Source organism: Vulcanisaeta souniana JCM 11219, from assembly GCF_026000775.1.
Taxonomy (GTDB): Archaea; Thermoproteota; Thermoprotei; order Thermoproteales; family Thermocladiaceae; genus Vulcanisaeta; species Vulcanisaeta souniana.
Genome location: NZ_AP026830.1, coordinates 1,556,090 through 1,579,903, shown reverse-complemented (window position 1 = coordinate 1,579,903; position 23,814 = coordinate 1,556,090). Strand labels below are relative to the sequence as shown.

Here is a 23,814-nt window from a genome sequence, read left to right as displayed (position 1 = left end):
ATTACTTAACCTATTGGAATAACCTATCCCTGTCAATATACCAGTATGTCTTCTCCCCAACATCACTAACCACAATACCGAGTTTCCCAAGTTCATTTCTGATCTCATCGGCCAGGTCAAACATTTTTCTAGTCCTTAACTGGGCCCTAATCCTAATCAATGTGTCTATTAACGAAATCAATGACGGCGGTAGCCTAGTCCTGTTTAGTATACCGAGTATATTTGCTAAATCACTAAATGCCGTCAAGGCACTTGTTAAAGCATTCTTAGAGAAGTGCTGGGTGTTGTACATGACTGTGGATGTTACATACTTTGTGAAGTCCATGAATGCGGCGACGGCGCCGCTGGTATTTATATCATTGTTCAAGGCATCCTCGAAGGAATCTACGAAGCTATTAACCCTACTTAGTAATTCATTATCCCTATCGCCTGTGTCAGGTGCTTCCTTTATGGCCTCCGTCAGCATATCATACGCCGCATACACCCCCATTAATGAGTTCCTTACCTGATCCAAGGTATCTGGGTCGAAGTCCATTGGCTTCCTGTATTGGCTCATTGCGTAGTAAAGTCTTAGTACTTCTCCGTCGTATCTCTTGAGTACGTCCATTATAGGTATTATATTACCAAGGGACTTACTCATTTTCTGGCCCCTAATAGTCACTAGGCCAACGTGTATCCAGTACCTTGCAAAGTAATCAATGCCGTAGTAAACCCTTGCAATGGCTATCTCATTCTCATGGTGGGGGAATATTAAGTCCTGCCCACCGCCATGTATGTCGAAGGGTATGCCCAGGTACTTGCTGGACATGACAACGCACTCCAGGTGCCAGCCGGGCCTGCCCGGGCTCCAGGGGCTATTCCACCAGGGCTCACCCTCACTCCAGGACTTCCAGAGCGCGAAATCCAACGGGTTCCTCTTGCCTGGCTCAGGCTCTACCCTAGCGCCAGCGATTAAGTCCTTAATATTTTGTCCGGAGAACTCGCCGTACTTGGGCACCTTGGTTATGTCGAAGTAGACGGATCCATCGGGACTCACGTATGCCAAGCCCTTACTCACCAATTCCTGGGTCCACTTTAGCATGTCATTTATGTTCTCGGTAACCCTAGGGTAGGCGTAGGCCTTTCTCACGTATAGTTTGTCCATGGCATCAAAGAATTCCCTAATGTACCTACTGGGTACCTCGTACCACCTATTTATTAGTTCGCCATTGAATTCCTGCTTGGCTTTATTAATTATCTTATCGTCAATGTCCGTGAAGTTTGTAACAAGCCTAACCTCAAGACCTAGGTATTCGAGGTATCTCCTGAGTATGTCGTAGAATACAAAGGTCCTTGCATGCCCCACGTGCATTGAATCATACGGTGTTAAACCGCATACGTAAATCCTAACCAGCCCCGGCCTCAGTAGGGTTATTTTCTCAAGCGTCCTTGATGCCGTGTTGTAGGCAGTTATTGGCAAATCCCTTGAATTCATGTACATGCCCTTGCTGGGCAGATAATGGTCACCAAACGCAATTATTGCGAAGATTAATAAGTATAACTCGGATAAGGAAAATTTATTTTTATTCAAAATGCGGTATATGCAAATGAGCGCTGAGGAGTTAACAGTATTATTGATACTTAAGAGGTATGGACGAATGGGCAGATACTCATTAAGTAGTGTCTCGGGCATGGGCGAGGGTGTCATTAGGCGTGTCTTAAGCGAACTTAAGGTTCAAGGGGCCGTCAGGATCATGAGGGGTGGCGCTGAATTAACAGCAAAGGGTGAGGAATTACTGAGGAACATGCTCCATGGTCTTGGTATTGAGGATATTAGGGAAGTCAACGGCTTCTTCCAGTTATTCAAGTGTGAGTGCAGGAAGTGCTATGCATCATTAATAATGCGTGACATCAATGAGGATTCCGTGGTTAGGCTTAGGGATATTGCCATAAAGAATGGCTCCGATGCTATTTTATTCCTTAAATATGTATGTCCCCAAAACAGGTTCTTAATCCTGAAACTAAATAATTACTTGGATGAATTATCAATAGACGCATCCAGGGAACTACTTAACCTGGGCAATATTTCTTGCGATAAATCAGTAATGGTTGTGTGCGGCAGCAGAAGCTACCAATTGATAAGGTCATTAATAAATACAGTAATTAGTATTTAATGACTATACGGTGGTGGTTACCTTCTGTGATTCGTACTGTTTGATTGTACTTTCTATTACATTTACCAACTCCTTCTCATAATCAACAAGCTTCCTGTACTCCTCATTCTTAACCTCCATCCTAAGTCTTGGCAACCTCTTAACAACATCTAACTCCCTAAGGACCGAGGCAGGAACGCCACGATTAATTGCCTCAAGCCCCTTCCTATAGAACGTTATCATCAACCTCAATAACCAGTATTGCTTAGGTGGTAACGACTTAACATCCACTGGATGATAGGCATCCTGCTTCAGAATGCCCTCCCTAATCAGGAAGGCAGCATTCAATAAGTGCTTCTCCTGCTCACTAAGTGCCTCAGTACCAAGTATCCTAACCACCTCCTGGAGCTCCGCTTCCCTAGTCAGTATCCTAACGGCCTCATCCCTAAGCTCCCTCCAGTCAGGGGACACGTTCTTCTGGTACCACTCAGCTACCGTATCCACATACCTACTGAAGCCCATTAACCAATTAATGGCTGGGTAATGCCTTGAGTAGGCGAGTTTGGCATCCAATGGCCAGAAGGCCCCTACGAACCTAAGCGTGTGGCTTGTCACAGGCTCTGTGAAGTCACCACCAGGTGGTGAGACCGATGCCGCTATCGTGACCGAACCAAGCCTATTACCTCTGCCAAGCGTCACAACCCTACCGGACCTCTCATAGAATTCAGCCAACCTAGTCGGTAAGTATGCCGGGAATCCCTCCTCGCTAGGCATCTCGCCTATCCTCAGAGCGACCTCCCTCATTGCCTCAGCCCACCTGCTCGTTGAATCAGCCATTAGGAACGCATCATAACCCTGATCCCTGAAGTACTCAGCAATTGTAACACCCATGTAGATACTTGCCTCCCTAGCCGCCACGGGCATGTTGGATGTGTTCACGATAATCGTGGTCCTCTCCATCAATGGCCTACCGGTATTTGGATCAACGAGTTTAAGTAATCCCTGCAGTGCATCCGCAGCCTCATTACCACGCTCACCACAGAGCACTGGGAAGACTAACTTAGCCTCACTATACATAGCTAGGGTCCTTATTGTAACCGTCTTGCCACTGCCAAATGGACCAGGTATTGCGGCTGCGCCGCCAATGGCTATTGGGAATAACGTATCGACTGTCCTAATACCCGTTATTAATGGCTCAACTGGAGGAAGCTTCTCCCTGAACGGCCTTGGTCTTCTCACCGGCCACTTATGCCACATCTTGACCTTCACTGTACCCTCCTTAGTCTCCACTTCGGCAACCACGTCATCAATCGTGTACTCACCCTCTGGAGCTATGTACTTAATAACACCGCCTATCCTGTATATCGGTGGGTAGAGTATTCTGTGCTCGACAAGCGGTGTTTCCTGAACAACACCGAGTAAATCACCAATCTCAACCTCATCACCAACCTTAGCCTTAGGCACCCACTTCCATTTTTTCTTAAAGTCTAATGGTGGTGTTTTTTCGTAATTGATTCCCCTGGCTACGAATGGTTTCTTAGTAAAGTCGAGTATTAGCGGTAATGGCCTTTGAACACCATCATAGACCCTATTGAGTATCCCCGGACCTAACCAGGCGCTCAATGGTTCACCAGTCCTAACTACGGGCTCGCCTGGCTTCAACCCAGTTGTTTCCTCATAAACCTGTATGAAGGCCGTATCACCCTGTATCCTAACAACCTCACCAAAGAGACCCAACTCACCAACAAAGACTAATTCGTAAAGCAATGCTCCAGGTAGTTCCGCCTTAACAACAGGTCCACTGATATACGTAATCCTGCCCTTGCTCGAGGACACAAAATGCCCTAGCCACTGCATATTTAAAATTAATTCTACATCAAGAGCGCCCTACTCTGACAATGCTATGTGGGCCAGTAGAGTCTTTATTTGGTGCTCCATGAGCCTTAACCTGGAATCCAGGGTTGCATCGATTTTTACTGAACCGTCTGAGGATGATGCGATAACGCCCAGCAACTCATCCTTCGTCGTGTTCACGGTGGCGTCAAGACCAAGCTCTAGTATTAATTCCTTTATGATCTTCTTATCCGATTCACTTGTTGTTATTATCAATTCCTTAGAGCCAATTATTGCTGATGCCCACATAATTGAATTTCTTAGAAACCTCTTATAATCGTCCGTGCCCTTCATTGACCTGATCCTGTCCCTAATCCTCCTAACGACCTCCGTATAGGCTTCCTCGATTATGCTTAATTTCTCCTTCTTTGTCTTCATCATTTCATCATAGAGCTTGTATTCCTTCTCCATGTTCAGTTCCTTATCAATATTCTCAAGAACACTCGAGTATTTATCAACAACGGCCTTAGCACCATCAAGCAACTCAGCCTCAGCCCTAAGCCTAGCATTATTACTCCACTCATTAATCTCATTCTCGAGGCGCGTAATGATACCATTAATCAAACGCTCAGTTAATTCCTGCCCTGACACAGCACATGACTACCCTATAAACTTAAAAATTTTCCTTTCCCTATCCTCATTAATTAACTTACGTCCATTAACCAAGTACGTACAATTATCAACATCAACATAAAACCAACAATCCTCCTTAATAAGGACCTTGACGGCGCCTGTTAACGTCAATATCTTGATCGTCTTCGCAGTCTCCTCAACAACAATACCACCAATACCATTGAGTGATTCATTCCTGCACCTCGTGGCCGTTATGAACCTGAATAAAAGGGGTTTCCTCATTTACGATTACTTGGAAGCCTTCCTAATCTCTTCATTCATTATCGTTAGTACCCTGGCAATCGCCCTCTTAACAGCCCTAACCCTACCTGGATTCTCCAACGTGCCTCTCTCCCTCTGCGTCTGCAACCTAAGTAACTCATTCCTCAAGTCGTTAAGTAATTTAGCCCTATCCTCAGGTTTCATGCCCCTAATAGTCTTAGCATTAAGTTTCTGCCTGCTCGCCACCCTCACCACCTCCAGCCTGTTGTGCCTGGGTCTCGGCAATTGCCTCCCTGGTTGGCGGTTTTATTTGGAACTCATCACTAACCCTGATTGGCGGTGTTATCCTAACCTCAATACCATAAAGACCCGGCTTTAGGAGGACCTGCCCCACGAACCTCTGAACCTTACTCTTTGCATCATACCCATTCTTATAGACCACACCAAATACGTACTTCTCAAACCTTGACCTCTCACTGGTTAATTTACCACTAATCTTTATCTCGGTACCCCTTGCGCCACCATCCATTATCTGCCTCACGGCGATCATACCAGCCCTCCTGAACTTAACGCCCTTGGTCATTGCCCAGGCAATCCTATTGGCAATGATCTTGGGATTAAGCTCTGGGTTCTGTATTGGTGTTACATCGATTATTGGATTCTCAACCTCAAGTTTCCTACTGAGTAATTCCGTTAATTCCTTAACAATGACTCCCTTCCTGCCAATTACCCTATTCGGCCTCTCGGCATAAATGATTATTCTCGTGCCAAGCGGCGTCTTCAGTACATCGGAATCAACATAACCCTGCTTAGCCAGTCTATAGTTTAGGAACTCCTTCACCATCCACTCCTTAATTCTATCCTGCAGTATCTTCTTATACACGGGAACCCTCTTTTGCGATTGACTCATTCAGGAAAACCAACAACTTTAATTCCTTTTAAGATTTTCGGCATTTCAATCAGGGAACCTAAACCGGTTCAAAACCAAGTATATCAGTTATGGAGCCCCTCCTCTCATTCACTGACTTAAACACAGGCCTAACCTTAAGCCCAACCCTAACGTTACTTGGTTCAACATTGATTATATAATGAACGAGACCGCCAGTAACCCCTGGGAACTCTATGAAGCCCATGACCACGGGCTTAGGTAGTTTGTTGCCGTACGAGTCCTCATAAACCACCGTGTAAGTCCTGACAACACCCACGGGCGCTATCTCCACTAATTCCCTAATCTCAGCAAAATCATACTGGCAAAAGGCCTTTGGAGGAATTAACAACCTACCACACACAGGGCATTTACCGGCGAGTAATTTACCAGCTTTAACGCCCTCAAGGAACTTAGTACCTATTGGGCCTGCGGTATACCTATAGCCCTGCTCAATTACGTGGAGCCAGTGCTTAATATCCCTGTTCACATTGATTTTCTCGAAGGACATGCCCCTCACCTCACGGGCTCGAAGCACTCAATATCTAGTACAGACCCCGTTCTTTGATTGGCGGGTTTCCACCGAGCCTTAACCCTCATGCCAAATACCTTCATTGACTTAACATCCTCGGGATCAACGCATAGGTAATGCATTATGCCGGGGAACCTATGCTCGCTGAACTCCTTGCCTGGTACATCAAGTTTAATGACGCCCACAATCCTCGGCTCCTTAAGTGGCTCTCTCGTACCACTTATGTAACTAGCTACGGCAGTAATTACGGTACCCTCATCCCTAACCTCAACCCAACCATCAACTGGCTTGAAGCAGTACGGACAATACATCTTTGGCGGGACGAATACGTGACCACACCTACCGCAGTACGTCCCATAGATCCTCCCGTTCCTTAAGCCCTCAAGGAACTTGGAATAGGCTGTTCCTGCTGTCACGTTGTACTGAAACGGCTTTACCCACTCCTCATGGGGGTAATTCCTAATCTCGCCCTCCTTAATTGGCGTGCCTCCAACCATAATATAGAACTATAACCAACTGTATTTAAGAATCACCTTTAATGGTGGTGAAAAGACCTTTAAATTAATCGCATCGCCTCAGTTTATTGTGATGAAAAGGCATTTGCCTGAGCTGTGATTGACGCCGGAAATACTGATCAACGGTTTGTGACTAGATCCTCCACGTGTTTAAAGGCTCTATCCCTTACGTCAATGACCCTTATCGGCAGTTCACCAGTGTTTATCCTCTTAACCATGATTATTGTAGCCATTATACCGGCTATTGCGCTTGCGCTACCGCCAATACTTGCCTTTATTACCTGGGATAATGCCGATAATTCCTGGTCGAGAAACACCACGTCAGTATCTGCGATGAAACCATCACTTCTTAGGTAATTAATAAACCAAGAATACACCCAATTGAGAATAATATCCCTCTTAATGCCGTACCTTGTGCCGACCTCGTTGGCTATACCATAGGGATCAAGCAAAAACACAGCACTACTTACCGGTAAACCCCTCCTAATGGAGGCAATTATGCAGGAGATCTTACCGCTCATTTCCCTGGTCATGTCATTGGTCGTGGGGTAACAACGCAGGTAAAGCTCCGTAAATGCCTTATCAATATCACTGGGGGAACCAACCACGTAACCAACCGTACCCAAGTCCCATCGAGGCATGGCAAGTCCTACTACCCTATACACCGTTAGTTACAAGTGTTAGAACTTAAAAAGTGAGTGGGTTATGTCTTCCACGACTATGAGTACTGTTGCCAAGTCATTAACGAAAGTCGTAGTCTGCCCTATCTGTGATTACATGGGGAGTGACACCAATAAGGTTGCTGAGGCTGTAATAAAGGCTACACCAAGGTCTAAATTGAGGTGTCCAAAGTGCGGTGCTGAGGTTGATGCAAACTCCTTTGTGACTCATATGCGTAAGCATGGGCGTATAGGCGGAAAAACAATAACATGTGATGTGTGTGGTGCGAAATTGAATAGTGAGGGAGCATTCCTTAGGCACATGAAGGAGCACTTGATAGTTTCGGTTAGGCGTAATGGCATGGATATTTATTACTGCCTCGTGTGTGGTCAGGAATTCATAACGAAGAACTCGGCGATAACGCACTTGCTTAAGAGACATAGTTTTGAGTGATTATGCGTGAGCTTACTCTGGGATTTCATAATCACGTTGTTGATTATTTGGCCTCCATACGTGGCCAACGCAACCCCTGTTGTGGCCAGTAAGGTGTTTAGGCGTAGAACGCCAATGGATTTCGGTAGGAACTTCATTGATGGAAGGAGGCTGTTCGGTGATGGGAAAACCTATGAGGGTTTCGCCACTGGTCTCTTGGTTGGTTTTATAATTGGTGAATTAACGTACATGATCGTATCAAGCGTGGTAAGCGTACCCTCTGAACTACCTGACCCACTGGCTGTATTTGTAATGTGCATTGCCGCATTGCTTGGCGATTTACTTGGAGCTTTCATTAAGAGGAGGCTTGGGCTACCCCGTGGTGCGCCTGCGCCATTGCTTGACCAGTTGGATTTCCTATTGGCCGCGTTATTGGCTCTATGGTTGATCCAACCAAGTGCCCTTAGGGCTATTTATGTGATGTTCGCCGTGTTGATAACGCCACCGATACACCTAGCCACGAACACAGTAGCCTACCTACTCGGGCTCAAGAGGGAGCCTTGGTAATTGTGAAATTAACTTTATAAATTCGGCAGAGCCAGCATTACCGTGCGTGCTGTGGTACTTGGTGATGAGCATACAGTTTATACATTCAGGTTAATGGGGTTTGAGGGCAAAGTAGTGGGTGAAAATGAGGATGTGCTCTCATTAATTAAGGAATTAAGCCTTGAGGAGGGCGTTGGGGCTATATTAATAACTAGTGATCTTGCGGATAGGGTAAGGGAGGACTTTGATAAGTTAAGACTGAAAATGAGAAAACCCATGCTTATCGAGATACCCTCACTCAAGGAAATGAAGTTTAGGGAGGTTAATTACCTAACCATCCTCAGGAGCGTCCTAGGTATCTAGAGGATCAGTAGTAATGCAAATAATAAATATGCAATTATTGTAATGGACATGGCGCCCAATGCCAAGGTCCTAAACCTACTCATGTAATTAGGTCTCGTTAAAACAACTATGCTTATGTACAGCAACATCGCATCGGTTATTACAACACCGATTGAGAGGATGATACCGGGAAATCCACGTGAGGATATAATTATTAATGGAGACACAGCAACCGCTAGTAAGGTAAAGGCCACAGCCATTATTACCGCTGTTCTAATACCATAAACATTGGCCATGGTTTTAACACCAGCCCTAGCATCACCAGCCACATCAAGTGCACCCTTAACTAGCTCCCTACCCATTGTGGCCAGGAAGGAAACAATGAACAATAAATATGGGAGGTTTAGGGTTGGCGGTATTGAGGAAACTGCGTATAATCCGTAAAGAAATGTTAATGATGATGTAATTGCCACAAGGACATTATTCACAATAATGACTCTCTTCAACCCATAATTATAGAAAAAGCCGAGGAAAATGGCTAAGGCTAATATTACAATACTCCAATCCATTAAATACCTCATGGCAATACCAAGCACATTAAGCAATACCGCAATGACCACAGATAGCAATGATAAGGCCCAGGCCTCCCTAATGGAAACCTCGCCGCTCACAATAGGCGCATCCGGCCTGTTAACCCTATCCTCCTCAACATTAAAAATGTCATTAGTCGCAAAAAGGAAGATTTCCGTAAGTAATGATGCAAGGAAGAGAAGTGCCATGGCTATGGCACTCCTGCCACCAGCTATTATGTATGATGCAACAACTATCAGGCTCGTTAATACTCCATGTTCAATCCTAGAAAGCTTAATAAATGCCCTCAGGTTCACGATATGCGCTAAAAATAGCCCATTATTAAGCTAGACCCATTAAAACGAGGATGAGTAGACGTAGGGAACACCGAACATCTCTGCAATGTCCTTATCAATTGCCGCAATATCCTCTGTACCGACCTCCTTAATGTCGTACTTACCCAATGCGGACACCAGCATTTGCATCTCCTCCTTAACAGCCTCAATGTAGTTTAGGACACCCCTCTCGCCCTTAACCATTGCCGCTATTAGGAATGGCCTAGCCATATAGGTACCACTGGCGCCCAGGGCCATGGCCTTAACCACATGCGAGCCATTATAGAGCCTACCAGCAAGTAGTAGGGATGTGTCCGTTATTCCCAACTTCCTGGCATCATGTATTTTCTTAAGGGCTGCTATGGTTGGGTAACCCAGGTCCTTCATGGCCACTGAAGGTGCCATTCCTGTGCCACCCTCCTTACCATCAATCACAACCGCGTGGGCACCCTCCTCATAGGCTATGCTGATTACCCTATCCACGTCCCTGTATGGCCCAAGCTTGATCCATATCCTGGCCCTCGGATACGCCGTCTTCATGAACCTAATCATACCTCTAAGAATGTCCTCCGTGTACGTGCCAGGAACCGAGTACCTAGTTATGAACTTGTCCTTAACCTTCTCTGGATCAATTTCGAAGTGGTACTTAGCCTTAAGCCTAATGGCCTCCTCCTTGGGAATCTTAATCACACCGCCAAGCCCAGGCTTAGCTCCCTGCCCCATCTTAATCTCAAACCCAACAAGGCCTTCCTCTATGTAGGGCTCAACATCCTTATCGCTATACACCTTATTCCAAAGCTCATCATATGCATCCTCCACATTCTGCTGAATAATGACCCCACCATACTTATCAACATTCGTTAAGTAAGCCATCAACCTCTCCTTAAAACTTGGATGACCCCTGGTATACCTCCTCGAGTAACCCCTTACTGTGGCCACATTCTCCCCAATACCCATGATGATGCCTGCCTTGGCCGTCGCCCTGGCTATGTCAAGACTAAAACTGCTTGCTATTGCTGTTGACCCCATTGAACCAACAACCATCGGCATGGAAGCCTTAAAACCACCCAATGAACCCTCAAGGTTCACGTCCATGAATGTCGGTTCCCGAAGCAACTCAGCCATCTTATCAAGCCTCCTAGGCGTGAATGCCGGTGGTAATAGTATTATTGAATTGTCTAGAGTCTTGACACGCGGAAATCCCCTCCTGTCATAAACCCCGGAACCAAGTATGGCGGAACCGTAGGTAGCGACCTCACCAAATGGGTAAACCGCATTGCGGCCCTTAATAGCTTTAATCGCAATCTCATCAAATGGGTAATCCTCAATAAAATCCCTAAGACCCCTAATTAATGCCCAATAAGCCCTAAACCTAACAATGATTTTTGCCAAGTCGGTGATCATTAAATCAGAAAGTACCTGAATACTTAAATACTTGTTTGTCGAATCACCAAATAAATTACGAAAATAAACACAATATTAATGATATTATTCTGAGATAAATCAGATATAGTGACACTAAGTCAATGAATAATTAAGTTAATAAGTCATAAGAATTAAAGGCCTATATAAAAATACACGCCATTGTCGCTTAGGTGACTAATGGTTTATATTACTATCATAGATCGTGATTTCTTAATTGAAATAATTTACTCACATAAATAATTATATTTGATAAAAACTATGTATTTTATGAGGTAATGCTTTAAAACCCAAATATAATCATTAATATATGGCAATTAATCAAAAGTTCTATTCCTTAGATAGGATAAGGCGAATGGCTATTGAGACCGCTGAGAACCCAGCTAAGTTCTGGGCTGATAAGGCTTATTACCTTACGTGGTTTGAAAGACCGAAGACCATATTCGAGGGCAGGGCACCTGATGTTTATTGGTTCAGGGGTGGTTATCTAAACATTAGTTATAATGCTGTTGATAGGCACATACCAACCAGGGCTGATAAGGTCGCTTTTTACTATGAGAATGAGAGAGGCGATAATAAGGTCATTAGTTACTGGGATCTTTACAGGGAGGTGAATAGGGCTGCTTACGTACTTAAGGAGTTTGGCGTTAGGAGGGGAGATACGGTGTCAATGATGATGCCAAGTATACCGGAGGCAGTTTACTTCGGTCTTGCCGTACATAGACTTGGCGCTACCCTCGTAATTCACTATGCAGGTTTAAGTGAGGAAACCCTTGCATATAGACTTCAGGATTGTGGATCAAAGATCTTCGTGGTTGCATCAAAGGGATTTAGGGCTGGTGAGGAAGTCAGGATGAAGGACTTAATTGATAGGACACTCGAAAGATATCAGACACCCGTGGAGAAAGTACTCGTGGTCTCCAGGAGTTTTTCTGACTTTAATATTAAGCAGGGTAGGGATATCGTGTATGAGGATGTGGCACCCAAGGGCAAGGTCTATGTTGAATCCACGCCGGTTGAGGCAAACGAACCAGCCACTATATACTACACGTCGGGTACGACGGGAAGGCCTAAGGGTTTATGGCAGAGTAATGGTGGTTACCCAACAGGACTTAACTGGACATTTAGGGCGTTGTTTAATCCGCAAGATACGGATGTTTGGTGGACAATAAGCGAACTAGGCTGGCCTGTATGGCCTATGGCTAATTTATATACGGCGCCCGTGATGGGGTTAACGAGTCTTTTATTCGAGGGATTTATTGGTTATAAGAGGGATTTATTTGCTAGGATTATTGAGAAGTACCGCGTCTCACTTATCTGGAGCAGCACAACCACACTTTACACGATTAGGAGCATTGGCGAGGAGACCCTTAAGGGAGATTTATCGAGTTTAAAAATAATACTCAACACCGGTGAGACACTCAATCCAGGTGTTGCTGAGTGGTATATTCAGCAATTACCAAATACCATAATTGCGGATGCTTATTGGATGACTGAGCACTTAATACCAATAGCCGCAACACCCTATGGCCTTGGCGAAATACCATTTAAGCCTGGTTCGACGGGTATTCAATTCCCAGGTAGTAAGTGGATTGTGGTTGACGATGATGGTAACCCACTACCGCCGGGGCAGAGGGGTTACATAGTCATTGCCATTCCAAACCCAGCAATGGCTAAGATGTGGAATGACTCCAACTATGAGAGATTAATAAAGACGTATTGGTCCAGATTCCCCGGTTACTTCTACACAGGTGATTATGGATTTTACGACTCTGATGGTTATCTATACGTACTTGGTAGGGCAGATGACATACTAAGCATTGCCGGTGAAAGACTTGGTACAATGGATATAGAGGGTATCCTCGCAAGGCACAGGGCAGTCGCCGAGGCAGCAGTCGTGGGTGTTCCAGCACCTGGCGGTGGTGAGAAGGTCCTGGCGTTTGTCGTACTAAAGTCTGGGGAGACCCCATCCGAGACCTTGATTAATGATATTAAGGAGTTCGCAAGGGCGTCAGGGACTAGGGTAGATGATGTAGTAGTAGTAAGGAGGTTACCAAAGACCAAGTCCGGGAAGATAATGAGGAGGCTATTGAGAGCGTTGGTGAGGAATGAACCATATGGCGATGTATCGACACTAGATGATATTAGGACATTAGATGATATAAAGGCTGCCTTAATGGAGCGTGGTTACATAAAGCCGTGATGCCAATGCCAACAGAATTGAATTATCCCCATCAAAACCCTATTGATGCATTACTTGAGTACTTAAGGAACCGTCCTAATGACGTATTATTAATCGACGAGTATGGTTTATCGTTAACGTATGAGGAACTCTATAATAAATCAGTTAAGTTAGCGAACTCTCTCAGTAGACTTGGCGTTAATTATGGAGATAGGGTTGCGATAATGATGAGCAATAGCGTGGAAGCCGTTATTTCATTATTCGCAGCATGGATGCTTGGTGCTGCAACGGTTATGATAGATCCATTAACAATATATGAGGACCTCGATTACCAACTAAGTGATTCTGTTCCTAAGGTTGTTATTACCGATAAGTCCGTCATCGAGAGGGAATCAACCGTCTTATCGAAATATAAAGTCATCAGTGTTGACACAGCTAAGGAAAACGTACTAAGTTTTCAGGATTTACTAGGTACTGGTTCATTGACTGGTTTCAAACCCGTGGAGGTTAAGAAGGATGATGTTGGCCTAGTTTATTATTACGCTGGTATTGCTGGAAGAACCATGCAGGTTTGGCACACATACTTCAGTCTGTATTCGGGTCCATATGCATTCGGTGAAGCAATAGGGCTTGGCCAAAGTGACTCTGCCCTAGTGGTGGCTCAATTATCCCATATACTTGGACTTACGGAGTTCATGTCGGCCTTCGTTAGAGGCGCTAGGGTAGTTATTGCCAGGCGTTTTGATGCTAATGATACACCTGTGTTAATACATAGGCATGGTGTAACCGTGTTCGCTGGCGTACCTCTAATGTTTGATCAAATCCTTAATAATAAGGACTTGAGTCCAGGCATGTTATCATCACTAAGACTGACACTTTCAGCGGCTGCACCATTATCACCATCAACACAACTAGGTTTTTACCAAAGGTTCGGCATACCGCTTATTCAGTTCTATGGCTTGACCGAGGCATACGTACTTACCGTTCAACCAATTAAGTATAAGGAAGTGACTAACACTGTTGGTTCTGCAATTCTTGGCGCCGAATTGAAAATAGTAGACCCCAACAATCCATCCAGGGAATTAGGCGTGGGTGAAGTTGGTGAGTTAGTGGCCAGGGCTCCCTGGGTGATGAAGGGTTACTCAGACCCGGATGATACGAGGAGGGCCTTTCATAATGGTTGGTTATTAACCGGCGACTTAATGGTTATGGATGACAAGGGCCTACTTTACTTCAGGGGTGTTAGGAAGAGGATGATTAAGTATAAGGGCTACCCAATATTTCCGCGTGATCTGGAGATAATGCTAATGAAACATCCAGCTGTTAAGGAGGTTTATGTAACTGGTGAGCAGGCCGAGGACCCAAGTGTTGGTCAATTACCTGTTGCATATGTGGTTCTTCATGATGAGTATAGGAGTAGGGTGTCTGATAAGGATCTTATTGACTTTGTAAATTCTAGGGTTGCATTTTACAAGAAGCTTAGAAAGGTTTACTTCGTCGATAGGTTACCCACAAACTGACCTCCTCCCCACCCTGAAGGGTGGGGGTTCCCTTAGGGCGGTTCATTGGTTTGTGGTTTACTGCCTTCATCCTCATCACTTCATAGCTGGCGGGTGTTACCCACCCCGCTCTGTTCGTCCAGCGGTAGACCACGGGCCTGGCCTTAGGCCCATTACCCCTATCCCTCACCGTGGGGAGCCCCCAACGCTGGGTTCCCAGGGACTCGGGGATGTGTAGGATGTTTATCGCCCCATTCAAATCCGCATTAATGATCCTCCCCACGCGGGGACACTTGAAGAGGCCGCGTTTTACACGCCCACCCTCGTGGGCTTCCCCGCATAGGGAACAAGTCTTAGAAGTATTTGATTCATCCACCTTAACAACCCTCATCCCTAATTCCTCCCCAACCTCCTCAAAACGCTTAATAACATAACCGTAATTCCAGAAGTTCACCGTGAGCTTATTACCGTGGTTCCTACCAATCTCTTTAGGATAACCCACAACAACCTCGCTTACACCCTTTGCCCTCAACTCCTCCATTACCTTCCTAACCATGCTATTCAAAGCATGCTTCAGGAACCTACTCCTCTTATCGTAAAGAAGCTTAAGCCTCTTACTACTCCTCTGGCCATGCCTAGCTAAAACCTTCTGTACGCTGCTCACCTTCTTACTGTAGTACTCGTATTGGGAGAGAACTCCACCACCCTTGAATAGGTACCAATTGCCGTCCTCAACGTAGACGGTTGCCAAATTAACAATACCCAAGTCCACGGAAGCCCTTAAACCACCACTAACCTGGTTATTAACCTCAACCTCCACTGGAATGTAGGCGTACCAACTCCTCCTGGCATCGTTATAGTGAATCTCAAGCCTACCCTGCTTCCCATGCCACTTAAGTTTTCCCTTAAACTTTAAGGCTAGCTTAAAGTCCTTCAAATAGATGACCCTCTCGCTTTCATTCACATCGTAACGGTCGTTCCTAATGATTAGGATCAGTTTGTATTTCCCGTTATCCTTCCAGTACCCTGGAGGTCTTGGTTTAAACCATTTCGGTAGTTTACCCTCCTTCTTCTCTTCGATTAGGGAGAAGAAGCTTCTCCAGTCCTCGTGACTTGTTGAACATTAACCCTCAGCACGTGTTTATGCCTATCATAAACCTGCTTCTCAGTCCTAGCGAAATCAACCCCCTCCCCCCTCTTGAACTGCTGCATTCTTAACCAGTTCACTTCGTTCCAACACTTGGCTGTTGCTATAGCCAGTTCCTTTAGCTTCTCGTGGGTGTTCTTGTCCACGATGAGTTTAACTATGTTAGTCCTCTTCATTTTCTTTCACCCACTGTTCCTCAATATATTTCCTTATTGTCTCGCTTGATACGTTTCCAGCTGTTGATACGAAGTAGCTCCTAGTCCAGAGTTTTCCTCCCGTGTGTTTTCTTAAATCTGGGAATTTCTTCAAAACTAGCCTGGCTGATTTCCCCTTGAAGTAGTTTGCTAAGTATGACGGAGAATATCTAGGAGGGCAGTTAACGAAGAGGTGTACGTGATCTGGCATTAATTCTAGGGCTATTATTTCACAACCTAACTCTTCTGCAATTGATTTCAAGACCTCTTTAATGTATTCAGCAATATCTCCAACTAACACGTCTCTACGGTATTTTGGAATCCATACGAAATGGTAGTTGCATAGGTATTTTACATGTCTCGTTGATTTATATTCCATAATACTTTAAAGTATTCAGATTTTTTAAATCTTACCCGCCCTGAAGGGCGAGACTTGTCATTCTTTTTGTCATAATTACATCGATTCAAAACACCCAAACCTTAAAATCACTGGTTTTGTTTCCAAATTACCTCACCAATATCATTGGGAACCCTATAGCCAGGTAACCTCTCAAGAGCCTCCTTAAACTCATTACTCCTTAATATACTTAGAAATGCCTTAACACTATCCTTCTCAAGCCTATCAATTGGTATTGCAAAATCATAACTCTCCCAACCAAGTGGTATGAAGTCAAGGCCGTACATGGCGGCCGCGGCCCTAATACCAACACCAATATCAACCTTACCCTGAGCCACTGCCGCTGCAACAGCCGTGTGAGTCTTAACCTCGTAATAATAACCATCGACCCTCCTCACTAAATCCTCAAACTTGATACCCATCCTTGAGGCTATCTCCTTCAGTTTCAGATCAAGTAGGAACCTAGTGCCTGCGCCCTTATTCCTATTAACAATCCTCACGTCATCCCTAAGTAAGTCCTCAATACCCCTAATATTCTTGGGATTACCCTTAGGGATTATGAGCCCCTGCTCCCTGGAGTAACCCCTAATTAGTACAGCATTACTAACACTATATTTAATCATGTACGGTACATTATACTGACCAGTCTCCTCATCAACAAGATGCAGACCAGCCACATCAGCCTCACCACGCTTAACGGCGTATAACCCACCCATGGAGCCGACATTGATTACCCTTGCCCTAATAAAACCTGGAAGCATTGGTATTAGTACGTCTAGTCCAAGGTCATGGCTACCAATTATGTATAGGTTGGCTGGCATGTATTGATGCGTGAATAGTGTCACCTCAACCTCATCACCACTGTCCAGGTACTCCACGGTCTCAGGAATCGCTATGTAACCATCTGCAAAGGCCAGTGTGCTTATGGCGCCAGACTCGGCTGGTAATGGGTAGGCCACTATCCCGTGGCCAGTATCCACGAGACTAACTGGGTAAAGGGCTCTCCTACCCTTAGCACCATCGGCCCTGATTGCAAGTCTTGCCTTAATCCTAACCTCATCAACGCCCATGCAGAGCATCCTAGCCAGTATCGGCTTAACTATTGTGTTGAATATCATTAACGCTGAACTAGGGTATCCAGGTAAGCCAATAACTAACTTGTTATCCCTGGACACGGCGACGACCGTGGGCTTGCCAGGCTTTACCTTAAGCCCGTGTATTATTATGCCGGGAGGCCCTATCTCGTCGAGTACCCTATATGTTAAGTCAGCAAGACCCGCCGAGGTCCCACCTGACAAAAGCACTAAATCGCCTGCACTTAATGCCCTATTCACGGCGTCCCTCATCTCATTGATATTATCCTTGACTATGCCCATGATAATTGGTTCAGCACCCATTGATCTAACTGCATGGGCTATTGCGTATGTATTTATGTCGTAGATCTTACCACGGCCCAATTCCTTACCTGGGCTAACCAATTCATTACCCGTGGATATTATCGCAACCCTAGGTCTCCTGAATACCTCAATCCTGTCAATGCCCACCGCCGCGAGTAAACCAACCTCCCTTTCCCTAATTACCGTGCACCTCCTGAGTATTAGCTCGCCCATCATCACGTCAGAGCCCGCCGACATTACGTTCTCACCAGGAGTCACTGAGCGATATATCATTAGCTCATCACTACTACGTTTTGTGTACTCAACCATAACCACGGCATTAGCGCCAGGAGGCATTGGAGCTCCGGTGGCTATCTCAACGGCCTCGCCAGAGTTAACCTGCGGTAGCTCCCCGGCCCCAGTCTCCACATTACCAACAACCCTTAACTTAATTGGGTTAAGTTCATCGGCTCCGAAAGTGTCCTCAGCCCTAACGGCAAAACCGTCCATTGTAGCCCTATCAAACGGTGGTACATCAATTCGCGAGTACATATCCCTAGCCAAGACCCTCCCATAACTCTCCTCAATCTTAATGGTCTCCGTGCTCAATGGCTCAATCCTAACAATACCAAATACCTTACTTAATGCTTCCTCGGGTGTTAATAATTCATGGAATATGACTCTCTTACCCACCTCAGTCATTGGGCTTTGCCATAATGCGGTACTTTAATAACTTATTTAGTTCATTAAAATCGGTGAGCACTGCATTAACTGCACTGTGAGATCAATATTTAAGTGGGGTTGCAACCACGCGATGATGGGTAAGCTAGCCAGGTTGTGGTTAATGCTTATGCTAACCTTTTCACTAATAGGCCTATTCGCATCATCTATAGTCATATATACCTATTACTACCTACGTGAATTACCGCCGCTCTGCTCAACATTCAAATCTCCATTTCCTGGAATAACCATTGATTGCGAGAGGGTTCTCTCAAGTAAGTACTCAGACATAGGCGGTGTGCCGCTTGACCTACTTGCGGCGGTTTGGTTCGTTATTAATATAATCCTCGTAATATTATATAATTTTGGATCGGGTAATGTAGCTACATTGGCCATTAATGCACTGTTCTATTGGAGGTTTCTTGGCATAATTATCGTTCCATACCTAATAGTGGTCGAGACCTACCTACTTCACGCACTATGTGTTTACTGTACAATAATGCATATAATGATAATAATAGACTTCACTGTAGTAACAGTATTTTTCACTAGGCTGAAAAGATCATTAATGGCATGAACTCATTGATTGAGTACGGCCGGTAATGCCATTAGCATATCCTTAATACTCCTAAAGGAATGCGTGGGCTTTAACCCAGTTAGATTAATACCCCATACATCCATTACATACATCAGCCTTCTTTCCCAATCACCAATAAACACTGTAACCAAGCCAAACTGGGCTGGGTAGTAAACATCAAAAAGAGGATTATCACCAATCATTACCTGGGCCCCCTCAAAGAATCCACGGCAATTCTTGGGACACCCAATTGTATCCGGAGTCCTTATGCCATCAATGAACTTCGCGAAATTCAACTCCTTAATAACCACGTGTTGATACTTATACAGACCATTGGTGGCAATAATAACCTTGTGCCCTAAACCCTTTAGCGCACTGAGCATTTCTAAAGCGCCATCAAATGGTTTGAAGTCATGAACGTGCTTGATTAACGCGTCATTCACGTCGATACTGATTGAAGCACCGAGTCTATGGGCAACTTCGGTAAATATGTAATCCCAATCAAAGGCCCTTACGTTAAGTCCACGAAGCAATTCCCTATTGAGGTCCTTAGCCGCCCTATAAACAATTCGCCAATCAACACCAACCCTACTGCCTATTAACCCGCTTATTTCTTGAAAAATAGGATCCCAGGCTTCCAATGGCAATAATGTGCCATCCAAGTCTACGAGAATCAACACAACCATTGGTAGGTTTAGCTTGCTTTAAGTATAACTCCGTTAGGTTTCACGCTGTTTCATGGTTATTCATCGTAATCTTTCAGAGGATTCCTTATATTATAATATTTAATACCATAAGTGATGAATATGGAAATCAAGAACGGTATAGGAACCGTGTTGATAACCACTGTACTAGCGCTCTCACTGATACTTGCCGTGGCACTAACAACACCCCTTCTGGCGCTGGGAACCAACAATTCCACGAACTTAACGACCAATTTTAACGCCACCTCGACAACAAATATTACAATCACAAACACGACAACTTGCCCACCTGGTTTATTAACGGCAGTGCAGGTAAACCTTTATATCGATAACGAGTGGTTAATGAGGACTGGGGCCAACATGAGTGGCGTCAACTCCACGTCATTTATTATAACCAACTCCACAGGTTTTAATGCAACTGGAGTTAATGCCACATTCACGGGATTTAACATAACCAGATTTAACATGACTGCCTTTAACATAACTGGTTTCAACTTAACACCCACCACTCTTCAGAATATTACTAATTATTATGTTAATAAGGGCGAATGCTTGCTTGCACTACAGTTCCTGGTGCACCTTAGGCATTACCTCGTCCACGAATATGTACTCGAGAAGCATGTCGAGATTTTGAATAGGACGCTAACATACAGGTTAATGCTCCTGAATGAGACACTGACAAGGCTTGAAGGACAGGGATTGCTGAATAGTACTCAAGCGAGTGAGATCTATGGTCTGTTGAGTCAATTAAAGGAGGCCCTGACCAGTGGTAATTATTCTGAGGTAGCGGCACTACTTAGTGAGTATAAGTCCTTAATTAATAATGTAACTAGTCAATACTATGGAGAACAGAAGATCGGGGCTGCTAATAGGATCAATCACGAACTTGAGCATTATATTATGCAGGTAATGATGAAATCGAATAACCTCAATGAAACTCTAGATCAATTGGCCATGCTTGATCATGAACTAGGTTCGTTAACAAACATTACTGGGCTTAACATAACGAGTGTTAAGGAGTTACACGAGTTGTTTAAGGAATTAAGAGATGAGTATTCATTGGTGCAGGGTAATGTCACCGCCCAGGCGCAGTTATTGCAGATGCTTAAGCATGGGAAGGGGTTCAATGATTGGATTAATGCAACTCAGCAATTTGGTCAGGAAGCAATGGGTTGGCAGTCACAGGGACATGGACAACATGGCAATGGAAACGGTCAAGGCAATGGAAAGGGGCAACAAGGTCATGGCCAGGGACATGGGCAGCATGGTAATGGTTAATGAAAATAGTATGCATGCTTTTTGTAAAAATTGTTAAAATTTTCTAGATTCTATTTCTCATTTTTTCTCATTCTATTTCTTCTCAATTTATCAAATAAATTAATAAGGTTTTTAAGTTGGGGTATATAATTGGTACCGTAATGTCGTTAACAGTATTAATAGTTACGATATTCATATACCTATTCAGTAACGACTCATTGGTTAGCATAAACGTTACGGCCACACAAAACGTGGCTTTGATCAACATTACATTACCCGTAGAACCACTAGGCCCAGTGATTGTGCAAAACTCAAGTGGTTCAACAATATCAGCAATGCTCATAGGTGATAACTTAATAATACCTGTTTTTGGTAATGGTTCATTCATGGTTGAGTATACGCCGGTAATTACGGTTCTGCAAAATGAATCTTTAGTCATGAACGTATCATCACAATATCCCATAAACCTATTCGTAAGTAATAACGTACTGTTGACGCAGATTCCGATAAACGTAATAACAAATTTCATAAAGGTCAACAATGGGATCATGCTACAATTAGCGCCTGGCAATTACTCAATAGGTTTCATGCTTGAGGCGCCTACAGTCACGAAAAACAAAACCATCATAAGTAATCCAGGTAGTAGTACAGGCATTATCGCGGCGAGTAATCAATCAACTACATCAGGTAAACCAGGACAGGGCACCGTATCTCCTGGGCTTGGTACCATGATTTACTATATCGTTGCGGTGGTTATAGCCGCCATCTCTGCATTGCTGGTTTACTTATTTGTAATTAGACATAGAGGAACTGAAGTGAACCCGGTAATAGTTGAAGGTTTAAACCCAACTGATAAAGAGGTTCTTAGAGCATTAATGGATATGAATGGAGAAGCGTATCAATCAGATCTACAGAGAAAGTTGAATTTACCAAAGGCAACCCTCTGGAGAGCAATAAGGAGACTGGAGAATAGTGGGTATGTACAGGTAATCAAGGAGGGCAGAGTAAATAGGATCAAGCTTGTTAGGAAACCTAAGCTTGATTAACGCTCCATCAGCATGAGAACTCCATACTTGCCCTGTTGCCTAAGGCTATCAAGCGCCTCCGTGGCTAGTTTCATTGCTGTCCTACCATTACTAGCAATTCCAACACCCACCCTGGCATTTATTAATTCAGATAATGGCCTTAGGTCCTCCTCTCTTATCGTTGGCGTTACTATCGATATCATATTATCACCGCCTAAGTACAGTGTTATACCACCATATGGCGCCAAGTACAGCCTAACTTGATTAATCACATTCCATACATGCTCATATAGTTGATAACTTGAAGTCCACTCGGTACTGGACGTTGAGTCCACGAGATCTATGTGGGCCATGGCCACCAAACCATCATCAACACCACCAATTAGTGAGCCCCAGGGACCGGCCTTCATGGCTAATTTAAAGGCCTCCTTTTCCGCGATCCTTGGATTGTCACTTGCATACGTCCCACTCGATAAAGGAACCGGGCTGTACTCGCCAAGGTCCTTGATCACGCTCATTAATCCCTCCCTATTCACTCCATTGGTTATTGCAAATAAATAATCATATCTAAGCGGATGCGCCCAGGCATTAACCTTAGAAAACCCATTAACTAGTTCCCTATGTAATTGCGCCTGTATTCCCTGTATTACGTGTTCTCTATCTGAACCGAGGGTTTCGGTCCACTCCCTATATCCAATTAACCTGATTATTGTTACTTGAACCAAAGGTTTAGCACCGTGACCAGACTTAAACCTTAAGTTTAAAAACATAACCTTCAGGCGAAAAAGAATGCTTAAAATAACGCTATATTAGGTGAATATAATGAGTCTGAAGGTTGCAACATTTGATGTATACAATACATTGATAAACTACGGCAAGGAACTAATGGAGGAAATAGCAATAAACATAACCAAGTACTTAAAATCACTGGATATTGAGGCCCATTTTGACCACGTATACGAAACATACGTAGGTTTAGACAGGGAGATTAGGCTTAGGAGAGTCGTTGAGATGATGTATGTACCACCGATGGATAACGTGAGGACGTTCCTCGAGAGATTGACACGTAAATACGATGTTAAACCTAACGAGAAGATGGTTATGGATGTTGCCAACATAATAGCCAATACATTACTTGAATCAGATAATGTTAAGCCCAATGAAGATGCGCAGTATGTATTAATGGAGGTGAAGAGTGATGGATTCATGGTTGGCGTAATATCCAATGTTATATTCTGGAGTAGTTCAGTGTCCAGGAAACTATTGGATAAGTACGGCATGAGTAGGTTCATTGATGTCCAGGTCTATGCCGATGAGGTTGGCAGGGCTAAACCACACCCAGCAATTTTTGAACGTGCATACTCACTGCTCGCCCATGGTGCTGAACCAGATGTTGCCATGCATGTGGGAGACGGATTTAAGGAGGACTTGCTTGGTGCCATGCTTGATGATATAATAGGGGTTTACGTAAATAGGGATGGCTCATTAATCAGCGGCGGCAGCCCAGCAGAGCTAATTAGGTGTAGAGCATACGCCATTAGGAGACTTAAGGAAGCGTTGCTGATACCACATATCATCTCTAGTTGTTCATAATATCT

At 44.4% G+C, this 23,814-nt stretch carries 25 protein-coding genes and 1 pseudogene; 10 read left to right on the top strand and 16 right to left on the bottom strand.

Translation table 11 applies throughout. From position 1 onward, the window contains the following. Positions 1-10 precede the first annotated feature (10 nt). Positions 11-1,453, bottom strand: a complete 1,443-nt coding sequence (cysS, locus tag Vsou_RS08505) for a cysteine--tRNA ligase (protein ID WP_432422824.1) — start codon at positions 1,451-1,453, stop codon at positions 11-13. 133 nt (positions 1,454-1,586) lie between these two features. Between cysS and Vsou_RS08500 the strand changes: the two genes are divergently transcribed. After that, positions 1,587-2,153 carry a hypothetical protein gene (locus tag Vsou_RS08500; RefSeq protein WP_188603732.1) on the top strand — a complete coding sequence of 189 codons (567 nt, stop codon included), beginning with the start codon at positions 1,587-1,589 and terminating at the stop codon, positions 2,151-2,153. Positions 2,154-2,156: 3 nt separating this feature from the next. Here the strand turns inward: Vsou_RS08500 and Vsou_RS08495 are convergent, their stop codons facing one another. The 8 genes from Vsou_RS08495 to Vsou_RS08460 form a co-directional block, all read right to left on the bottom strand. Next, the gene (locus Vsou_RS08495) at positions 2,157-3,968 is read right to left on the bottom strand and encodes a V-type ATP synthase subunit A (protein ID WP_229709889.1); all 1,812 of its coding nucleotides are present in this window, start codon (positions 3,966-3,968) and stop codon (positions 2,157-2,159) included. Positions 3,969-4,019: 51 nt separating this feature from the next. Continuing rightward, positions 4,020-4,616, bottom strand: a complete 597-nt coding sequence (locus tag Vsou_RS08490) for a V-type ATP synthase subunit E (protein ID WP_054844560.1) — start codon at positions 4,614-4,616, stop codon at positions 4,020-4,022. A 9-nt stretch (positions 4,617-4,625) separates the two neighbouring features. Beyond that, the gene (locus Vsou_RS08485) at positions 4,626-4,880 is read right to left on the bottom strand and encodes a ribonuclease P protein subunit (RefSeq protein ID WP_229709890.1); all 255 of its coding nucleotides are present in this window, start codon (positions 4,878-4,880) and stop codon (positions 4,626-4,628) included. A gap of 6 nt (positions 4,881-4,886) precedes the next feature. Further along, positions 4,887-5,105 carry a 50S ribosomal protein L29 gene (rpmC, locus tag Vsou_RS08480; RefSeq protein WP_188603734.1) on the bottom strand — a complete coding sequence of 73 codons (219 nt, stop codon included), beginning with the start codon at positions 5,103-5,105 and terminating at the stop codon, positions 4,887-4,889. Next, positions 5,083-5,769, bottom strand: coding sequence for a 30S ribosomal protein S3 (locus Vsou_RS08475; RefSeq protein WP_188603735.1), 687 nt, complete (start codon positions 5,767-5,769; stop codon positions 5,083-5,085). Before Vsou_RS08475 ends, rpmC begins: the two co-directional genes overlap by 23 nt. A 58-nt stretch (positions 5,770-5,827) precedes the next feature. Then, positions 5,828-6,295 (bottom strand): Zn-ribbon domain-containing OB-fold protein, encoded by a 468-nt coding sequence (locus tag Vsou_RS08470; RefSeq protein WP_188603736.1) that lies wholly within the window; start codon positions 6,293-6,295, stop codon positions 5,828-5,830. Positions 6,296-6,300: 5 nt separating this feature from the next. Next, positions 6,301-6,813, bottom strand: coding sequence for a Zn-ribbon domain-containing OB-fold protein (locus Vsou_RS08465; RefSeq protein WP_188603737.1), 513 nt, complete (start codon positions 6,811-6,813; stop codon positions 6,301-6,303). 137 nt (positions 6,814-6,950) lie between these two features. Further along, the gene (locus Vsou_RS08460; protein WP_054844557.1) at positions 6,951-7,496 is read right to left on the bottom strand and encodes a hypothetical protein; all 546 of its coding nucleotides are present in this window, start codon (positions 7,494-7,496) and stop codon (positions 6,951-6,953) included. Positions 7,497-7,551: 55 nt separating this feature from the next. Between Vsou_RS08460 and Vsou_RS08455 the strand changes: the two genes are divergently transcribed. The 3 genes from Vsou_RS08455 to Vsou_RS08445 are packed head-to-tail and all read left to right on the top strand — an operon-like array spanning position 7,552 to position 8,832. Next, entirely contained in the window at positions 7,552-7,944 is a 393-nt protein-coding gene (locus Vsou_RS08455; RefSeq protein WP_188603738.1) for a hypothetical protein, read from the top strand. A 6-nt stretch (positions 7,945-7,950) separates the two neighbouring features. Continuing rightward, positions 7,951-8,490: a CDP-2,3-bis-(O-geranylgeranyl)-sn-glycerol synthase gene (locus Vsou_RS08450; protein WP_188603739.1), complete on the top strand. Its 540-nt coding sequence runs from the start codon at positions 7,951-7,953 to the stop codon at positions 8,488-8,490. A gap of 42 nt (positions 8,491-8,532) precedes the next feature. After that, on the top strand, positions 8,533-8,832 hold the full coding sequence (locus Vsou_RS08445) for a V-type ATP synthase subunit F (RefSeq protein ID WP_229709891.1): 300 nt from the start codon (positions 8,533-8,535) through the stop codon (positions 8,830-8,832). Here the strand turns inward: Vsou_RS08445 and Vsou_RS08440 are convergent. Then, a complete protein-coding gene (locus tag Vsou_RS08440) occupies positions 8,829-9,698 on the bottom strand; it encodes a geranylgeranylglycerol-phosphate geranylgeranyltransferase (RefSeq protein WP_054844554.1) in 870 nt (289 codons plus the stop codon). The genes Vsou_RS08445 and Vsou_RS08440 overlap by 4 nt on opposite strands. A 39-nt stretch (positions 9,699-9,737) precedes the next feature. Continuing rightward, entirely contained in the window at positions 9,738-11,120 is a 1,383-nt protein-coding gene (locus Vsou_RS08435; RefSeq protein ID WP_188603740.1) for a glutamate synthase-related protein, read from the bottom strand. Between the two features lie 328 nt (positions 11,121-11,448). On the opposite strand from Vsou_RS08435, the gene Vsou_RS08430 reads away from it, so the two are divergent. Both Vsou_RS08430 and Vsou_RS08425 read left to right on the top strand, forming a co-directional pair. After that, positions 11,449-13,341, top strand: coding sequence for an AMP-binding protein (locus tag Vsou_RS08430; protein ID WP_229709892.1), 1,893 nt, complete (start codon positions 11,449-11,451; stop codon positions 13,339-13,341). Continuing rightward, on the top strand, positions 13,341-14,840 hold the full coding sequence (locus tag Vsou_RS08425; RefSeq protein ID WP_188603741.1) for a class I adenylate-forming enzyme family protein: 1,500 nt from the start codon (positions 13,341-13,343) through the stop codon (positions 14,838-14,840). The genes Vsou_RS08430 and Vsou_RS08425 overlap by 1 nt, the downstream gene beginning before the upstream one ends. Here the strand turns inward: Vsou_RS08425 and Vsou_RS08420 are convergent. The 3 genes and pseudogenes from Vsou_RS08420 to Vsou_RS08405 form a co-directional block, all read right to left on the bottom strand. After that, positions 14,800-16,142, bottom strand: a pseudogene (locus Vsou_RS08420) (RNA-guided endonuclease InsQ/TnpB family protein). The gene Vsou_RS08425 and the pseudogene Vsou_RS08420 sit on opposite strands and share 41 nt — an antisense overlap. Then, positions 16,129-16,539, bottom strand: a complete 411-nt coding sequence (gene tnpA, locus Vsou_RS08410) for an IS200/IS605 family transposase (RefSeq protein WP_188603742.1) — start codon at positions 16,537-16,539, stop codon at positions 16,129-16,131. Before tnpA ends, Vsou_RS08420 begins: the two are co-directional and overlap by 14 nt. Positions 16,540-16,646: 107 nt before the next feature. Continuing rightward, a complete protein-coding gene (locus Vsou_RS08405) occupies positions 16,647-18,635 on the bottom strand; it encodes a molybdopterin biosynthesis protein (protein WP_188603743.1) in 1,989 nt (662 codons plus the stop codon). A 76-nt stretch (positions 18,636-18,711) separates the two neighbouring features. On the opposite strand from Vsou_RS08405, the gene Vsou_RS08400 reads away from it, so the two are divergent. Continuing rightward, complete coding sequence (locus Vsou_RS08400) at positions 18,712-19,230, top strand: vitamin K epoxide reductase family protein (RefSeq protein ID WP_229709894.1); 519 nt, start codon at positions 18,712-18,714, stop codon at positions 19,228-19,230. Between the two features lie 2 nt (positions 19,231-19,232). Here the strand turns inward: Vsou_RS08400 and Vsou_RS08395 are convergent, their stop codons facing one another. Further along, positions 19,233-19,916 carry an HAD family hydrolase gene (locus tag Vsou_RS08395; protein WP_229709895.1) on the bottom strand — a complete coding sequence of 228 codons (684 nt, stop codon included), beginning with the start codon at positions 19,914-19,916 and terminating at the stop codon, positions 19,233-19,235. A 120-nt stretch (positions 19,917-20,036) separates the two neighbouring features. Here Vsou_RS08395 and Vsou_RS08390 point away from each other — a divergent pair, with 120 nt between their 5' ends. Next, a complete protein-coding gene (locus tag Vsou_RS08390; RefSeq protein ID WP_264890695.1) occupies positions 20,037-21,212 on the top strand; it encodes a hypothetical protein in 1,176 nt (391 codons plus the stop codon). A 140-nt stretch (positions 21,213-21,352) separates the two neighbouring features. Then, the gene (locus tag Vsou_RS08385) at positions 21,353-22,237 is read left to right on the top strand and encodes a helix-turn-helix transcriptional regulator (RefSeq protein ID WP_054844094.1); all 885 of its coding nucleotides are present in this window, start codon (positions 21,353-21,355) and stop codon (positions 22,235-22,237) included. On the opposite strand, the gene Vsou_RS08380 is transcribed toward Vsou_RS08385, so the two are convergent. Next, entirely contained in the window at positions 22,234-22,941 is a 708-nt protein-coding gene (locus Vsou_RS08380) for a GTP cyclohydrolase IIa (RefSeq protein ID WP_054844095.1), read from the bottom strand. The genes Vsou_RS08385 and Vsou_RS08380 overlap by 4 nt on opposite strands. Before the next feature lie 97 nt (positions 22,942-23,038). Here Vsou_RS08380 and Vsou_RS08375 point away from each other — a divergent pair, with 97 nt between their 5' ends. Beyond that, a complete protein-coding gene (locus Vsou_RS08375; RefSeq protein ID WP_054844065.1) occupies positions 23,039-23,809 on the top strand; it encodes an HAD family hydrolase in 771 nt (256 codons plus the stop codon). Positions 23,810-23,814 lie beyond the last annotated feature (5 nt).

Coding starts and splice junctions, on each gene's coding strand:
- Vsou_RS08405 (WP_188603743.1), bottom strand. CDS start 18,635: ATGACTGAGGTGGGTAAGAGAGTCATATTCCATGAATTATTAACACCC.
- Vsou_RS08395 (WP_229709895.1), bottom strand. CDS start 19,916: ATGGTTGTGTTGATTCTCGTAGACTTGGATGGCACATTATTGCCATTG.
- Vsou_RS08375 (WP_054844065.1), top strand. CDS start 23,039: ATGAGTCTGAAGGTTGCAACATTTGATGTATACAATACATTGATAAAC.
- Vsou_RS08470 (WP_188603736.1), bottom strand. CDS start 6,295: ATGTCCTTCGAGAAAATCAATGTGAACAGGGATATTAAGCACTGGCTC.
- Vsou_RS08390 (WP_264890695.1), top strand. CDS start 20,037: ATGGAAATCAAGAACGGTATAGGAACCGTGTTGATAACCACTGTACTA.
- Vsou_RS08425 (WP_188603741.1), top strand. CDS start 13,341: ATGCCAATGCCAACAGAATTGAATTATCCCCATCAAAACCCTATTGAT.
- Vsou_RS08385 (WP_054844094.1), top strand. CDS start 21,353: ATGTCGTTAACAGTATTAATAGTTACGATATTCATATACCTATTCAGT.
- Vsou_RS08485 (WP_229709890.1), bottom strand. CDS start 4,880: ATGAGGAAACCCCTTTTATTCAGGTTCATAACGGCCACGAGGTGCAGG.
- Vsou_RS08500 (WP_188603732.1), top strand. CDS start 1,587: ATGAGCGCTGAGGAGTTAACAGTATTATTGATACTTAAGAGGTATGGA.
- Vsou_RS08475 (WP_188603735.1), bottom strand. CDS start 5,769: ATGAGTCAATCGCAAAAGAGGGTTCCCGTGTATAAGAAGATACTGCAG.
- Vsou_RS08435 (WP_188603740.1), bottom strand. CDS start 11,120: ATGATCACCGACTTGGCAAAAATCATTGTTAGGTTTAGGGCTTATTGG.
- Vsou_RS08430 (WP_229709892.1), top strand. CDS start 11,449: ATGGCAATTAATCAAAAGTTCTATTCCTTAGATAGGATAAGGCGAATG.
- Vsou_RS08455 (WP_188603738.1), top strand. CDS start 7,552: ATGAGTACTGTTGCCAAGTCATTAACGAAAGTCGTAGTCTGCCCTATC.
- tnpA (WP_188603742.1), bottom strand. CDS start 16,539: ATGGAATATAAATCAACGAGACATGTAAAATACCTATGCAACTACCAT.
- Vsou_RS08465 (WP_188603737.1), bottom strand. CDS start 6,813: ATGGTTGGAGGCACGCCAATTAAGGAGGGCGAGATTAGGAATTACCCC.